Genomic DNA, 13,513 nt, shown 5'->3' on the forward strand with positions numbered 1-13,513 from the left:
GTTATGCGCGGAGGGCCTGTAAGCCGGATCTTGTTCCGGGGTTGCCCCCTTCGATGACCATTCCTCTAGGCCGCGCATTGCTGCGCGGCTCAAGCTGCCAACCCGGTCCCTCTTGGCCAGGACGTGCCTAGCGGCGGTATCGGCTTACGCCGACCGGCCCGCGCGGGGACCCTATTTGGCATTGCTCCCGGTGGGGCTTGCCGTGCCGCCACTGTTGCCAGCGGCGCGGTGGGCTCTTACCCCACCGTTTCACCCTTACCTCGGACCGAAGTCCGGGGCGGTCTGATTTCTGTGGCGCTTTCCGTCGGGTTGCCCCGCCCGGGCGTTACCCGGCACCGTTGTCTTGTGGAGTCCGGACTTTCCTCTCGGGCCTTGCGGCCCCAGCGGCCATCCGGCCCTCCGCGCAAGCGGTGGGTATGCCTTGTGACAGGCAGCGTCAAGAGCGCAGAGCGGATCAGGATTGGGCGGTCAGAGGTGCGAAATCGGCCTTCTGCAACGGACCTGTAGCCCAAGGACGAAATCGCAGGCGAACGGCGGACAGCAAAGTTTCGTCGTCTACGTCAGCGCTGAAGCCGGCGGATTGTGCCAGGATTCGAAACTGATCCATCGGCGCATCTAGCGGGCCATCGTTTTGTCCGCGCGGCGCGGCCAGTTTGTTGCGCTCGAGCCGCAGCCAGTCAAATCGCGGTCCGGGATCAAATTTGCGTCCGGGTGCCATGTCGGAATGACCGATCACACCGTATGGCCGAATGCTCCAGCGATGCATGATCTGAGGCAACAACTGTTCAAGCCTGCGCATTTGCAGGTCTGAAAACGGGTGCCTGCCGGTGTTGTCCAGCTCGATGCCGATCGAACGGGAGTTGATATCCTTCTGACCGCTCCATTCTCCGGCCCCTGCGTGCCAGGCGCGGTCCTCTTCTCGCACCATGTACCAGAGTGTCCCGTCGCCCCCAATCAAGTAATGCGCCGAAACTTCGTGGACAGGGTCGCATAACCTGTCCAGCGCTTCTTGCGCGCTGTTCATCGCGGTATAGTGCAAAACGATCAGGGACGGCTTCAGCCCGTCCCTGCGTGGTCCGAAGTTAGGCGAAGCGTGCCAGATTGGCGCTTGCGGATCAGTTGTTGACGGCACTGCGGAATGCACTTGGATCCCAGCCACAGGCATACCCATCCCCATCCGGGTCCAGACCGTTGCGATCACGCTGCGGGCCTCCGTTGGCCAGAAACTCGATCTGAGCTTGGTCAGGCGACGGGAACTTGGCGCAATTCCGCTGCGCCTTGGCCTCAAGATTGAAACCAGCGCGGCTGTAGAGCTGTGTACCAACTGGATTCGAAGTGCTTAGAGCGTATTGCACGATATTGGGCTGGCCGTCCGATCCGCGCTGCGGAACAGCAGTTGGGGTGACGACTTCGTAGGTCTGGCGGTTCTGTTGAATCAGGGCCGCGTCGTTTTCGATCGTGCGACGTCCTGATACAGCCGCAAAATCCTGTTCGTCGGAGATCGCATTGTTACTGGCGGCGGACAGAGGGGCTTGCGTCAACGTGCTTTGCCCCGAAGTGTTGGCCAATGCAGCCGCGGTTGCCGACGCGATATCAGCGTTATCCCCAGTCGGAGTGCTGCCGGGTGCGCCCAATTGTTGTTCTGAAACCTCAGCAGGGCCAGTCAACGGGTTGCCGGTATAGCCCTGTCCGGCTAGCGCCGCCTCGCGCTGCGCCTGATATTGAGGCGTGTTGAATCCTGTACCCTGGACCGGGGCCACCGTGTTACAGGCGGCCACAAGCCCGATTGCGGGGATCAGAAGCGTAAAGCGCATTCAGCTGCTCCGTCTTAGCTGGTCTTGCCTGATCTGAGGATTACCACCATTTGCTCGGCTTGGCCACAAACCCGGCCGCACTTTCCAGTGCGTAGGCTGTGTTCAACAAATCGCCTTCGTCCCACGGGCGACCGATCAGCTGCAGACCCAACGGCAGGCCCTGCTGGTCCAGACCTGCGGGAACCGAGATCCCGGGCAAGCCCGCCAGGTTCACCGTCACGGTAAAGACGTCGTTGAGGTACATCTGTACCGGGTCCGCCTCGGTCATCTCGCCCAATCCAAACGACGCCGACGGGGTCGCCGGTGTAAGGATCGCATCGATCCCCGCGGCAAAGACATCCTCGAAGTCTTTCTTGATCAGGGTTCGCACCTTGCGGGCTCGGTTATAGTAAGCGTCATAGAACCCTGCCGACAGCACATAAGTCCCGATCATCACTCGACGCTGCACTTCGTGGCCAAAGCCTTCGGCACGGGTCTTTTCGTACATCTCGGTAATGCCATCGCCTTGCGCCAGTTGCGCGCGGCGGCCATAGCGGACACCGTCATAACGGGCGAGGTTCGAGGACGCTTCGGCCGGTGCAATCACGTAGTATGCGGGCAGCGCATACTTGGTGTGCGGCAGCGAAATGTCGACGATTTCAGCACCCGCTGCTTTCAGCATCTCGGCGCCTTCGGCCCAGAGTTTTTCAATCTCAGCTGGCATCCCGTCCATGCGGTATTCCTTGGGGATACCGATTTTCTTGCCTTTGATATCGCCGGTCAGCATGGCCTCGAAGTTCGGAACCGCCAGTTCCGTGCTGGTCGAATCCTTGGGATCATGACCACACATCGCCTCGAGCATGATCGCAGCGTCACGCACATTCTTGGTCATCGGACCCGCCTGATCCAGCGAGGACGCAAAAGCCACGATGCCCCAGCGCGAGCAACGACCATAGGTCGGCTTGATACCAGTGATACCTACAAACGCTGCAGGTTGACGGATTGAACCGCCTGTATCAGTGCCGGTGGCGGCCAGGCACAGGTCTGCCGCCACAGCCGAGGCCGACCCGCCGGATGAGCCACCGGGTGTCAGTTGTGCGTCGTCATTGCCGCGGCGCCAAGGGCTGACCGCGTTGCCGTAAACCGATGTCTCGTTGGACGATCCCATGGCGAATTCGTCCATGTTCAGTTTGCCCAGCATCACTGCGCCGGAGTCGGCCAACTGCTGGGATACTGTGGATTCGTATTCAGGCTTGAAACCTTCAAGGATTTTTGAAGCCGCCTGTGAAGGCACGCCTTTGGTGCAGAACAAGTCCTTAATGCCGATCGGCAGGCCGCACATAGATGGTGCATTGCCGCCCTTGATCCGCTCGTCCGCCGCCTTGGCGCGCTCCAGCGCGATTTCTGGCGTTTTGTGAACAAAAGCGTTCAGCGCGTCCGCGTCGTCGATTGCTTTCAGGCAGGATTCGGTCAGCTCGACAGAGGTTACATCGCCGGCGCGCAACGCATCGCGCGCTTCGGCCAGGCCCAGTTTGTTCAAATCACTCATGTCTTACTCCACAACTTTGGGAACTGCGAAGAACCCTTCGCGCGCATCAGGGGCGTTGGCGAGCACCTTGTCTTGCTGGTTCCCGTCGGTGACCACGTCTTCGCGACGTTTCAGGCGCATCGGCTCAACCGAAACCATCGGCTCGACACCTTCCACATCGACTTCGTTGAGTTGTTCGATGAACCCAAGGATAGTGTTGAATTCAGATGCCAGCGCAGGCAGCGCGTCATCTTCGACCTTGATCCGGGCCAGTTTGGCCACCTTGGCGGCGTTGCTTTGGTCAATCGACATCGGATATCCTCATATGCGTTAGGGGGCATTTACCTGTCTGGTCGCCGGGTCGCAAGACCGCCGAGGCCCTGATCCACCCTTGGATCGACTGCAAAGCCCATAATTCCGACAAGACCAATCGTTTCCGCATACCCCCTATGCAAAAAAGTGAACTATTTAGTTCATTTCACATCTTGAAAAAATGAACTGAACTGTTCACTTCATATGCACGGCACAGCCTTATATGGAGAAAAACGATGAAAACGCTCATGACTGCTTTTGTATTGGCCACGACAATTTTTGCGGCACAGGCTCAGGCGGGCGCGTTTGGCCCAGGCATGGACACCTTGACCCGTAGCCTGATGTTCCCCGATCAGGTTTCGGAACCTGTCACTAAGGATCAGGCCAAGCCGGGCAAGTAAACTGGACCGCAAATCCGGGTCGGGTCCATTTGCCCCGGCCCGGCAATTGCCTGCTGCACCCCGAGCAGCAAACCGCTACGGTGGCGTTAAATGACCCGCCGGTCTGTCCCGCAGATCCGGCAAGCCAACGGAGCGGAAGATGAACGCGCGCAAGCAAGCTGTTCTGGACGCGATTGATGCGGCCAACTCAAAAGACCCCAACCTAGAAGACGGCCAGCCGGTCGAATTGCTTTATGCGCAGCGCATGAGCGCCGAGTTGGACAGGTTGTTCCCTGACGCGTCCGACCCATTGCAGATTGCCGCACGAGGCCAGCATGTAGAACGGTGGAAACTGGCACGCAACGAATATCCCGAAGGGCGCGCGGGGTATCTTGCATGGCGCAAAGCACAGGGTGTCCATCATGCTGACGTTGTGATGGGCTTGATGGAACACGGCGGCTATAGCGCCGATGATGTCGAATCTGCCGGTCGGATGCTGCGCAAGCAAGGTATCAAGCGTAACGACGAGGTTCAGGCGCTTGAGGATGTCATCTGCTTTGTTTTCCTCAAATGGTACTTTCAACCTTTTGCCGAGAAGCACTCGGCCGAGAAAATCCAAAGCATCGTCGAAAAAACGGCGCGCAAAATGTCTGAGCAAGGCCGCGCACGTGTGCTGTCCGAATTCGACCTGCCCGCAGAGCTTGCCGCCGCGTTTCAGGCCTGAACCGCGCGGGCCAGGTGTCTGCGGTACACCTCAATCATCCAGCCGAGCATAATGGCGTTCAGGATGTGCCACATGAAGTGCGTTCCCAATGGGATCTGCCCACAAATGGGTTCATCCATCGCGCGAAAGGTGATTGAGGCGATCAGAATCACTGCCCCAATTGCCAGACCACGGGCAGTGTCCGGCACCCGGCGGCGCAACAAGTACGCATAAATCAGGATCAATAGCGGCACCGGAGCATAGGCGGCTGACCCACCCAACCCCGGTACAAGCTGGAACAGGGGTACTGTCGCTGCCGCATAAGGAATGAACAGGGCCGTCAGAATCCCGGCCACAAGCGGTCGCATGTGCCAGACGTCACGATTGATCGCGAAAATATAGATCAGGATATACAGCAAAATAGGCAGAACATCCGCCATGGCAGCCCAGACCTGCGCGTGAGTATGGAACAGATAGCTGCCCACGCCGATGGCGGCCAAAACGACCACCAACAGCATCGCCAACGGCATCCCCTGCCCACGAACACGTCGCCACATAACAAAGGCCGCAATCAGAAATGCGGCGTTGGTCACCGCGTTTACTGGCTCCGCCCAATACGCGGGCGACACGCGCTCGCAATAACCATCTATTTCCTGCAACCAATCCATGAACTTTTACATAGCCGATGCTAAGTTGATGCCAACAGTTTGTTTTGGGAGGATGAATTCATGTACATCATTTGGCTTGGCCACGGCAGTTTCCGCATCGAAACCGGTGGGCAGGTTCTGCTTATTGACCCGTGGCTGACAGGTAACCCGGTTTTGTCCGAAGAACAGCATGACCGCGCGTTGGCGGGAGCGACCCATATCCTTCTGACCCATACGCACTTCGACCATGTCGCCGATGTCGTGTCGCTGGCGAAGCACCTGAACGTTCCCGTAGTCGGACAATACGACTTGATGGGGTATTGGAGCGAAGCCGAAGGGCTGGAAACCATCGGATACAACAAAGGCGGAACCGTGAACCTGAACGGTGTCAAAGTGTCGATGGTTCCGGCCTCGCACAGTTCGACCTTTTCCACGCCAGACGGTCTGCGCACCGGCGGCAGCGAGGTCGGGTTCATGATCGCCTCGGAAGGGCGCATGCTGTATGTCTCTGGCGACACAGACATCATGGCCGATATGGATTGGATGGGGGATTACTACAAACCCGACATAGGCATCCTTTCAGCAGGCGGCCATTTCACAATGGATATGAAGGGCGCGGCTTACGCGGCAAAGCGTTACTTTAACTTCACAACCGTGATTCCCTGCCATTACAAGACCTTCCCGATCCTAGAACAATCGGCTCAAGCGCTAGTCGACGGGTTGCCGGGAGTCGATGTCATCGAACCCGAAGTGATGAAGACCATCAACCTTTAGAGTTATCGCCGCGCGGCGAAGAACTCTTTTAGAAGGTCGGCAGCCTCCTGTCCGCCGATACCATCGTAGACCTCTGGCACGTGGTGCGCTTGCGTGTGGGTAAAAACGCGCGCGCCATGAGTGACCCCGCCTGATTTCGGGTCGGCGGCACCATAGTAAATGCGCCGGATACGTGCCGCTGCCAAGGCCGCTGCACACATGGCGCACGGCTCCAGCGTGACGTAAAGGTCGTGACCCGGCAGACGTTCGGATCCGGCCGCAGCACACGCTGCGCGCACGGCCAGGATCTCGGCGTGGGCTGTAGGGTCATTCAACTCTCGGGTGCGGTTGCCCGCAGAGGCCACGATCTGGCCATCGGGTCCGACTATAACAGCGCCCACAGGCACTTCGCCGCGCGATCCCGCAGCGCGCGCTTCAACCAACGCCTTATCCATGTGCGATCTGAACACCATGCCCCTGACTGCATCAGAAACCCGCCTTTCGCAAGCGGCCGGGATGCGCTATGGGCTGCGGATGACCAAAACCCCTCCTCCCGGCGACCGGATCGCCAAAGTCCTTGCCCGCGCAGGCGTCGCCTCGCGTCGGGAAGCCGAACGCATGATCGAAGCCGGTCGTGTGCGCGTAAACGGCAAGACCATCGACAGCCCCGCCCTGAACGTCACTGCAAAAGACAAGATCATCGTCGACGGCAAACCGGTGTCCGAACCGGAACCGTCGCGCCTGTGGTTGTATCACAAGCCTTCGGGTCTTGTGACAACGACCCGCGACGAAAAGGGGCGCGCGACGATCTTCGACAATTTGCCTGAGGACATGCCGAGGGTCATGAGCGTCGGTCGGCTGGACTTGAACTCGGAAGGTTTGCTGCTGTTGACCAATGATGGCGGGATCAAGCGAAAGCTGGAACTGCCAGCAACAGGATGGCTGCGCAAATACCGCGTGCGTGTAAATGGCCGCCCCAAGGACGAGGATTTCGATCCCTTGCGCAAAGGCCTGGTGATCGAAGGTGAGCGTTTTCAGCCCATGACTGTTACGCTTGATCGCCAGCAAGGCGCTAATGCGTGGCTGACCATTGGTCTGCGCGAAGGCAAAAACCGCGAAATTCGGCGCGCGATCGAGGATATTGGCTTTGCGGTGAACCGACTGCTGCGCGTATCTTACGGCCCGTTCCAACTGGGAAGCCTGAAACCCGGTGAGGTCGAAGAAATACGGCGCCGGGTCATGCGGGATCAACTGGGTCTGGATGCAGAGCCTGACGCACCGGCAAAACGACCCGCGCGACCACAGCGAAAACGACCCCCAATCGGCAAGAAACCTCGCAAGTGACGCAGGTTAGGCAACCTTCCCCCTAGCGCCACGGCCTCTCATGGCCTAGATTTCCACAAGGGACATACTTGGGGGGCGCCATGTCCGGGACCGGAGTGCAAAAATTAGCCTATGTTGTGCTGTTGGCACTAATGCTTGGCGTGTGCACTGGCCTGCTAGGGGGCTTGTGAGCGCATGACCAAACGGTATGGCGGAAAATACAGCCCTCAAGGCGACTCGGCACAGCCAGACCAAAACCCGCGTGGCCAGTTTGACGGCGCACGCGTCGAACCTGCTGGCGCCCGCGCCAACCTTTTGTTCTTGCCCGCGATCCCCTTGGTGTTCCTGTCACTGAACGACGGCGCAGTTGGCATGACAATCGGGCTGATTGCAGCCGGCGTTTTGACCGGCGCGGCATTCCTTTTGCGTGAAGGGTTGCGGGCCGAGTCTGCCTATAATGCCCGGCGCACCGCGCGTCGTCCGGCGTTTCCCAGAAAAGTATTCTCCAGCCTCCTGACCGGACTCGGGATCGGGATGGCCGCATACCGCACAGAATTTCTGGATGCAGCCACAGCGTCTGAGGCTAGCCTTGTTGCTCCGATCCTGTTTGGCTTGGTGGCTGGCGCCCTGCACTCTGTCTCATTCGGAATTGATCCGATGAAAGACAAGGGTATGGAGGGCATCGACACCTTTCAGCAAGACCGCGTTGCCCGCGTAGTTGAAGACGCCGAAACGCACCTGTCCGAAATGACCGACGCCATTAAACGCGCGGGTGATCGCAGGATCGAGGCGCGGGTTGAACGGTTTCAGGACACTGCCCGCGAACTGTTCCGCACGGTCGAGGAAGACCCGCGCGATCTGGCCGGAGCACGAAAGTACCTGACCGTTTATTTGCAGGGTGCGCGTGACGCGACAGTCAAATTCGCAGATGTTTACGCCCGCACACGCGATGCTAAGACGTTGGAAGATTATTCAGCTCTGCTGGATGATCTTGAACAGAATTTCGCGGCTCGAACCCGTAAGATGCTTTTGGATGACCGCAGTGATCTGACGGTTGAAATTGATGTGTTGCGCGAAAGGCTGCAACGCGAAGGCGTCCGGTTGGACTGACCGGCCACAATTTGAGAGAGGATTACCCCCATGTCCGATGACATCAAGAACAAGGCGGTCGAAGCTGAAACGTTGGTACAGGAAGTGACGGCCGTAGCCCTGCCCGACCCGACCGCCGAAATCGTCTCGCTTGAGGAAGCCGACGAACCTGTCAGCGCCGAGATCCGCAAGCGCATGGACGAGATCGACATGGGCAACACCAACTCGATCGTCGCGTTCGGGTCATCTGCCCAATCGGAACTTCAGGAAATCAGCCAAGCGATGCTGGCCGATGTCCGCAACAAGGATGTCGGACCTGCCGGGGATAGCCTGCGCAACATCGTGACCACGATCCGTGGGTTTTCGGTAAGTGAGCTGGACGTCCGGCGCGAACGCAGCTGGTGGGAAAAACTGTTGGGCAAAGCCGCGCCTTTTGCCCAGTTCACCGCTAAATTTGAAGATGTTCAGGGTCAGATCGACAAGATCACCGATGACCTATTGGGTCACGAGCATACGCTGCTGAAGGACATCAAGTCACTGGACTTGCTGTATGAAAAAACGTTGGGTTTCTACGATGAGCTTGCGTTGTACATAGCGGCAGGTGAGGAAAAACTGACTGAACTGGACAGCCAGAACATCCCTGAAAAAGAAGCCGAAGTTCAGGCCGCACCCGAAGACCAACAAGTGATGAAAGCGCAAGAGCTACGTGACTTGCGGGCCGCCCGAGACGATCTGGAGCGGCGTGTGCACGACCTGAAGCTGACCCGTCAGGTGACCATGCAGTCGCTTCCCTCAATCCGGTTGGTACAGGAAAACGACAAGTCGCTGGTGACCAAGATCAACTCGACCCTCGTCAACACAGTGCCGCTGTGGGAAACACAACTGGCGCAGGCCGTTACCATCCAGCGCAGCGCCGAGGCAGCTTCGGCCGTGCGCGATGCGAATGACCTGACGAATGAGCTGCTGACTTCGAACGCGGCGAACCTGCGCCAGTCGAACAAAATGATCCGCGAGGAAATGGAACGCGGTGTATTTGATATCGAAGCAGTCAAGCAAGCCAATGCCGATCTGATCGGTACGATCAACGAGAGCCTGGCAATTGCCGACGAGGGCAAAGCCAAACGCGCCGCTGCCGAACAGGAATTGCAGAAGATGGAGACCGAGCTGCGCGACACCCTTGCCGCGGCCAAGGCCCGCAAAGACGGGGTCGGCGACAACGCTGGAACTGCGGTTTCTAGTTAAAGGCAGGCTAGGCGTGCGGATACCAGGATATCTGAAACCCCTGATGGGCGTAGTGGCACTGTTGGCGCTGGCCAATTGCGATGAAGCGCTGACATCTTCGGTTGCCCCGCAGCCGCGCCCGGTGGCACCTGCGCCGGCACCAAACGCCTATGTTCCCCCGTCCGCCGCAAGTCAGGATCTGGCCCGGTTTTACGAGCGGGTCGAACGTGACCTGCTAACCCGTGACATGTTGCGCGTGGACGGAGGCGGACCTGATACACCCTACGACGCCGACGATTTGGCCCGCAATTTCGAGGCCATAGCATTTTACAGCGAATACCCCGATCACGCTGTGACCACGCGCATTCGGCGAACGGACGGACAGCTTAGCCGGTGGGCAGGGCCCGTGCGGATACAGACCGAGTTCGCCCCATCCGTGGCACCCGAAATACGCACAAAAGACGCGGCTGAGGTCGAGGCGTTCGCGGAGCGGCTGAGTAAGCTGACGGATCACCCGATCTCGGTCGTCAATCGCAAGGCTAACTTCCATGTCTTCTTTGCAGGCAAGGATGACAGCGCCTATGTGGTGAAACGTTTGAAACAGCTGATCCCCGGTATCAGCATGCCTTCCCTAGATTTGGTAGCGAACCCGCGTGCCAATATCGATTGTCTTGTTTTTGCGTCTCCCACCAAAAACTCGCCGTATAAATTTGTGCGGGCTGTCACGCTCATCCGGGCTGAACTGCCGGACCTTACCCGCCGCAGCTGCATTCACGAAGAGATCGCGCAAGGGCTTGGGTTATCCAACGACAGCCCTGCCGCACGGCCTTCGATATTCAACGACAATGATGAGTTTGCGCTGTTGACCAGCCATGACGAAAAACTTCTGACAATGCTTTATGACCCGCGCCTTGAACCCGGTGTTACGGCTGAAGACGCCCGCCCGGTGGTCCGGATTATTGCTCGCGAATTGATGGGCCAGCAGCTCTGAGCCCAAGGAAAGGAGACCCCAATGGGTATTTTCGATTTTCTGACCGGAGAATTTATCGACGTCATTCACTGGGTCGACGACACACGTGACACGATGGTCTGGCGTTTCGAGCGTGAAGGGCATGCGATCAAGTACGGCGCCAAACTGACGGTGCGTGAAGGGCAGGCAGCGGTATTCGTGCATGAGGGACAACTGGCAGACGTGTTCACGCCAGGACTTTATATGCTTGAGACCAACAACATGCCGATCCTGACGACGCTGCAGCATTGGGATCACGGGTTTCAGTCGCCCTTCAAGTCCGAGATCTATTTCGTTAACACAACGCGTTTCAATGATCTGAAATGGGGCACCAAGAACCCGATCATGCTGCGCGATCCGGAGTTCGGACCGACCCGTATCCGCGCCTTTGGCACATACACGGTCCGGGTCAAGGACCCCGCGAAGTTCCTGATAGAAATCGTCGGCACCGATGGTGAATTCACCATGGATGAAATCAGCTTTCAGATCCGAAACATCATCGTGCAGGAGTTCAGCCGCGTGATCGCAGGATCGGGCATTCCGGTGCTGGACATGGCCGCCAACACCGCCGATCTGGGCAAGCTTATCGCCGCCGAAGTGTCGCCCGTTCTGGAAGGGTACGGGCTTGAGATGCCCGAGTTCTACATCGAAAACATCTCGCTACCGCCTGCGGTCGAGGCTGCGCTGGACAAGCGGACGTCGATGGGATTGGCGGGCGATCTGGGTAAGTTCACCCAGTATTCCGCCGCCGAAGCAATGACTGCTGCCGCAAACAACCCTGGTCAGGGCGGCGGAATGGGCGCGGGTCTTGGCATGGGAATGGGCATGGCCATGGCACAGCAGATGTCGAACATGGCAGCGGGTCAACCAAGCGGCCCGTGGGGCAGTTCCGCCCCCGCTGCCCCGCAACCGGCGGCGCATGCGGCACCGCCACCTCCTCCGGTTGAGCATGTCTGGCATATCGCGGTGGACGGGCAAACCAGCGGGCCGTTTTCCAAGGCCAAGATGGGTCGTATGGCGACAGATGGTGAGATCACGCGCGACACTCATGTCTGGACAGCGGGTCAGGACGGTTGGAAAAAGGCCGGGGATGTTCAGGAATTGGCGCAGTTGTTCACGATCTTGCCGCCACCACCGCCGGGAGCTTAGGCTCGGAAAGGCAAGAAATGGCGTCGCTGACAGATATCCTCAATTTTCGCCGCGTCGATGAGCGGCTGACTGTGTCAGGCCAGCCGACCGAAGAACAGATCGCAGCGCTGGCGGATGCTCGGATCACGGATATCATCAACTTGGGACCGCATGACAACAAGGGGGCGCTTGCGGACGAACCCGGAACTGTCGCAGCAGCCGGTATGACCTATCATTATATTCCCGTGGATTTCGAGAACCCGACCGAAGACGACTACTCCGCGTTTGTCAGAACTCTGGATGCGCTCGGCGATACGCCGGTGCATGTGCACTGCATCTACAATGCCCGCGTTTCAGCTTTTATGCTGCGCAGAGCACGGGATGGATCTGGTGACATTAAGGCCGCCGAAGCGCTTATGGATGGGATTTGGCGTCCCGGAGGCGTTTGGGCCGCCTTTCTGGGACATGGAGCCGATATCGACAAACCGAACCGTTATTTGGGTTATGAGTACTGATGAACGAGAATCCAGCCAACCCGTTGACCGAACACCGTTTTCCCTGCGATCAATGCGGCGCGGATTACCGGTTCAATCCGGGCGATGGAACGCTGACCTGCGATCATTGCGGTCACTCGGAACAGATCGGAGCCGGGCCGTGGGGCGGTGCCAGCCTGAAAGAACTGGATTTCAACGCTGCGATGGCGAACAAACTGCCAGATGCGGAAATTGAGGAAACACGGGTTCTGTCCTGCCCAAACTGCGCGGCTCAGGTCGAGTTTGACCCCAACACCCATGCCGCTGAATGCCCATTTTGTGCCACGCCGGTCGTGACAGAGACCGGTGTAAACCGGCATATCAAACCCAAGGGCGTATTGCCCTTTGCCTTGGACGAACGCGCGGCTCACAAGGCGATGTCAAGCTGGTTGGGCAAGTTGTGGTTCGCACCCAACGGGTTGAAGGACTACGCCCGCAAAGGTCGCAAGATGCAGGGGATTTACGTCCCGTACTGGACATTCGACGCAGATACCAAGTCAGCGTATCGCGGCGAACGCGGAACGGTGTATTACGAGACCCGGACCGTCATGCGTGACGGCAAGCGCGTGCAACAACAAGTGGCCAAAGTGCGTTGGTCCCCAAAATCCGGTCGGGTTGCGCGGTTCTTTGACGATGTTCTGGTGCTGGCGTCCCGGTCCTTGCCCAAAGCGTACACTGACGCGCTTGAGCCCTGGGATCTACCGGCGCTTGAACCGTATCAGCCCGAGTATCTGGCCGGGTTCCGGGCAGAAGCATATACTGTCGAACTGCAGGATGGTTACACCGAAGCCCGCGCGCATATGGCCCGTGTGATCGAACGGGATGTTCGGTTCGATATCGGCGGCGACCGACAGCGCATTCACGCAATCGACACTGACGTGCGGAATGTGACCTTCAAGCACATATTGCTGCCTGTCTGGCTGGCCGCGTACAAATACCGAGGGCAGACCTATCGTTTCGTTGTGAATGGCAGGACGGGGCGCGTTCAGGGTGAGCGTCCGTGGTCAGCCATCAAGATCACGATCGCTGTTGTCCTTGGCCTGCTGGTCGCGGCGAGTGTCGGTTACATGATGGCGACGGGTCAGCAATAGAAC

The 13,513-nt window shown here is 58.6% G+C and carries 16 protein-coding genes and 1 other RNA gene; 10 read left to right on the forward strand and 7 right to left on the reverse strand.

What is annotated here, in order from left to right:
- Window positions 1-3: 3 nt before the first annotated feature.
- From rnpB to gatC, 5 genes are all read right to left on the reverse strand, one after another.
- An RNA gene (rnpB, locus tag ACR0AK_RS11785) (RNase P RNA component class A) lies at window positions 4-403 on the reverse strand.
- 51 nt (window positions 404-454) lie between these two features.
- Window positions 455-1,165 carry an N-acetylmuramoyl-L-alanine amidase gene (locus tag ACR0AK_RS11790; RefSeq protein ID WP_480793666.1) on the reverse strand — a complete coding sequence of 237 codons (711 nt, stop codon included), beginning with the start codon at window positions 1,163-1,165 and terminating at the stop codon, window positions 455-457.
- Window positions 1,116-1,814: a hypothetical protein gene (locus ACR0AK_RS11795; protein WP_170558781.1), complete on the reverse strand. Its 699-nt coding sequence runs from the start codon at window positions 1,812-1,814 to the stop codon at window positions 1,116-1,118. Before ACR0AK_RS11795 ends, ACR0AK_RS11790 begins: the two co-directional genes overlap by 50 nt.
- A gap of 40 nt (window positions 1,815-1,854) precedes the next feature.
- The gene (gene gatA, locus ACR0AK_RS11800; protein WP_480793425.1) at window positions 1,855-3,342 is read right to left on the reverse strand and encodes an Asp-tRNA(Asn)/Glu-tRNA(Gln) amidotransferase subunit GatA; all 1,488 of its coding nucleotides are present in this window, start codon (window positions 3,340-3,342) and stop codon (window positions 1,855-1,857) included.
- 3 nt (window positions 3,343-3,345) lie between these two features.
- Window positions 3,346-3,633 (reverse strand): Asp-tRNA(Asn)/Glu-tRNA(Gln) amidotransferase subunit GatC, encoded by a 288-nt coding sequence (gatC, locus tag ACR0AK_RS11805; RefSeq protein ID WP_058275619.1) that lies wholly within the window; start codon window positions 3,631-3,633, stop codon window positions 3,346-3,348.
- 248 nt (window positions 3,634-3,881) lie between these two features.
- On the opposite strand from gatC, the gene ACR0AK_RS11810 reads away from it, so the two are divergent.
- Together ACR0AK_RS11810 and ACR0AK_RS11815 are read left to right on the forward strand one after the other, a co-directional pair.
- Window positions 3,882-4,034 (forward strand): hypothetical protein, encoded by a 153-nt coding sequence (locus ACR0AK_RS11810; RefSeq protein WP_480793426.1) that lies wholly within the window; start codon window positions 3,882-3,884, stop codon window positions 4,032-4,034.
- Window positions 4,035-4,173: 139 nt separating this feature from the next.
- Window positions 4,174-4,737: a DUF4202 domain-containing protein gene (locus tag ACR0AK_RS11815; RefSeq protein WP_480793427.1), complete on the forward strand. Its 564-nt coding sequence runs from the start codon at window positions 4,174-4,176 to the stop codon at window positions 4,735-4,737.
- On the opposite strand, the gene ACR0AK_RS11820 is transcribed toward ACR0AK_RS11815, so the two are convergent.
- Complete coding sequence (locus tag ACR0AK_RS11820; RefSeq protein ID WP_480793428.1) at window positions 4,728-5,384, reverse strand: ceramidase domain-containing protein; 657 nt, start codon at window positions 5,382-5,384, stop codon at window positions 4,728-4,730. The genes ACR0AK_RS11815 and ACR0AK_RS11820 overlap by 10 nt on opposite strands.
- Window positions 5,385-5,444: 60 nt before the next feature.
- On the opposite strand from ACR0AK_RS11820, the gene ACR0AK_RS11825 reads away from it, so the two are divergent.
- Window positions 5,445-6,137: a metal-dependent hydrolase gene (locus ACR0AK_RS11825; RefSeq protein WP_480793429.1), complete on the forward strand. Its 693-nt coding sequence runs from the start codon at window positions 5,445-5,447 to the stop codon at window positions 6,135-6,137.
- A 2-nt stretch (window positions 6,138-6,139) separates the two neighbouring features.
- Here the strand turns inward: ACR0AK_RS11825 and ACR0AK_RS11830 are convergent, their stop codons facing one another.
- The gene (locus tag ACR0AK_RS11830; protein WP_480793430.1) at window positions 6,140-6,589 is read right to left on the reverse strand and encodes a nucleoside deaminase; all 450 of its coding nucleotides are present in this window, start codon (window positions 6,587-6,589) and stop codon (window positions 6,140-6,142) included.
- Here ACR0AK_RS11830 and ACR0AK_RS11835 point away from each other — a divergent pair.
- The 7 genes from ACR0AK_RS11835 to ACR0AK_RS11865 all read left to right on the forward strand — a co-directional run bounded on the left by ACR0AK_RS11835 (window position 6,588) and on the right by ACR0AK_RS11865 (window position 13,510).
- Complete coding sequence (locus tag ACR0AK_RS11835; RefSeq protein WP_480793431.1) at window positions 6,588-7,460, forward strand: pseudouridine synthase; 873 nt, start codon at window positions 6,588-6,590, stop codon at window positions 7,458-7,460. The two genes, ACR0AK_RS11830 and ACR0AK_RS11835, sit on opposite strands and share 2 nt — an antisense overlap.
- A 174-nt stretch (window positions 7,461-7,634) precedes the next feature.
- Window positions 7,635-8,549 (forward strand): 5-bromo-4-chloroindolyl phosphate hydrolysis family protein, encoded by a 915-nt coding sequence (locus tag ACR0AK_RS11840; RefSeq protein WP_480793432.1) that lies wholly within the window; start codon window positions 7,635-7,637, stop codon window positions 8,547-8,549.
- A 30-nt stretch (window positions 8,550-8,579) separates the two neighbouring features.
- On the forward strand, window positions 8,580-9,770 hold the full coding sequence (locus tag ACR0AK_RS11845) for a toxic anion resistance protein (RefSeq protein ID WP_170558801.1): 1,191 nt from the start codon (window positions 8,580-8,582) through the stop codon (window positions 9,768-9,770).
- Window positions 9,771-9,813: 43 nt separating this feature from the next.
- Entirely contained in the window at window positions 9,814-10,740 is a 927-nt protein-coding gene (locus ACR0AK_RS11850) for a DUF2927 domain-containing protein (RefSeq protein WP_480793433.1), read from the forward strand.
- 21 nt (window positions 10,741-10,761) lie between these two features.
- The gene (locus tag ACR0AK_RS11855; RefSeq protein ID WP_170558804.1) at window positions 10,762-11,907 is read left to right on the forward strand and encodes an SPFH domain-containing protein; all 1,146 of its coding nucleotides are present in this window, start codon (window positions 10,762-10,764) and stop codon (window positions 11,905-11,907) included.
- 17 nt (window positions 11,908-11,924) lie between these two features.
- Window positions 11,925-12,401: a protein tyrosine phosphatase family protein gene (locus ACR0AK_RS11860; protein ID WP_480793434.1), complete on the forward strand. Its 477-nt coding sequence runs from the start codon at window positions 11,925-11,927 to the stop codon at window positions 12,399-12,401.
- Complete coding sequence (locus ACR0AK_RS11865; RefSeq protein ID WP_480793435.1) at window positions 12,401-13,510, forward strand: TFIIB-type zinc finger domain-containing protein; 1,110 nt, start codon at window positions 12,401-12,403, stop codon at window positions 13,508-13,510. The genes ACR0AK_RS11860 and ACR0AK_RS11865 overlap by 1 nt, the downstream gene beginning before the upstream one ends.
- Window positions 13,511-13,513 lie beyond the last annotated feature (3 nt).

The organism is Ruegeria sp. BI12 (assembly GCF_056537985.1).

What these genes read in the sequence shown, in the direction of transcription:
- ACR0AK_RS11790 (WP_480793666.1), bottom strand. Translation starts at nt 1,165, where the DNA reads ATGCCTGTGGCTGGGATCCAAGTGCATTCCGCAGTGCCGTCAACAACT.
- ACR0AK_RS11795 (WP_170558781.1), bottom strand. Translation starts at nt 1,814, where the DNA reads ATGCGCTTTACGCTTCTGATCCCCGCAATCGGGCTTGTGGCCGCCTGT.
- gatA (WP_480793425.1), bottom strand. Translation starts at nt 3,342, where the DNA reads ATGAGTGATTTGAACAAACTGGGCCTGGCCGAAGCGCGCGATGCGTTG.
- gatC (WP_058275619.1), bottom strand. Translation starts at nt 3,633, where the DNA reads ATGTCGATTGACCAAAGCAACGCCGCCAAGGTGGCCAAACTGGCCCGG.
- ACR0AK_RS11810 (WP_480793426.1), top strand. Translation starts at nt 3,882, where the DNA reads ATGACTGCTTTTGTATTGGCCACGACAATTTTTGCGGCACAGGCTCAG.
- ACR0AK_RS11815 (WP_480793427.1), top strand. Translation starts at nt 4,174, where the DNA reads ATGAACGCGCGCAAGCAAGCTGTTCTGGACGCGATTGATGCGGCCAAC.
- ACR0AK_RS11820 (WP_480793428.1), bottom strand. Translation starts at nt 5,384, where the DNA reads ATGGATTGGTTGCAGGAAATAGATGGTTATTGCGAGCGCGTGTCGCCC.
- ACR0AK_RS11825 (WP_480793429.1), top strand. Translation starts at nt 5,445, where the DNA reads ATGTACATCATTTGGCTTGGCCACGGCAGTTTCCGCATCGAAACCGGT.
- ACR0AK_RS11835 (WP_480793431.1), top strand. Translation starts at nt 6,588, where the DNA reads ATGCCCCTGACTGCATCAGAAACCCGCCTTTCGCAAGCGGCCGGGATG.
- ACR0AK_RS11830 (WP_480793430.1), bottom strand. Translation starts at nt 6,589, where the DNA reads ATGGTGTTCAGATCGCACATGGATAAGGCGTTGGTTGAAGCGCGCGCT.
- ACR0AK_RS11840 (WP_480793432.1), top strand. Translation starts at nt 7,635, where the DNA reads ATGACCAAACGGTATGGCGGAAAATACAGCCCTCAAGGCGACTCGGCA.
- ACR0AK_RS11845 (WP_170558801.1), top strand. Translation starts at nt 8,580, where the DNA reads ATGTCCGATGACATCAAGAACAAGGCGGTCGAAGCTGAAACGTTGGTA.
- ACR0AK_RS11850 (WP_480793433.1), top strand. Translation starts at nt 9,814, where the DNA reads ATGGGCGTAGTGGCACTGTTGGCGCTGGCCAATTGCGATGAAGCGCTG.
- ACR0AK_RS11855 (WP_170558804.1), top strand. Translation starts at nt 10,762, where the DNA reads ATGGGTATTTTCGATTTTCTGACCGGAGAATTTATCGACGTCATTCAC.
- ACR0AK_RS11860 (WP_480793434.1), top strand. Translation starts at nt 11,925, where the DNA reads ATGGCGTCGCTGACAGATATCCTCAATTTTCGCCGCGTCGATGAGCGG.
- ACR0AK_RS11865 (WP_480793435.1), top strand. Translation starts at nt 12,401, where the DNA reads ATGAACGAGAATCCAGCCAACCCGTTGACCGAACACCGTTTTCCCTGC.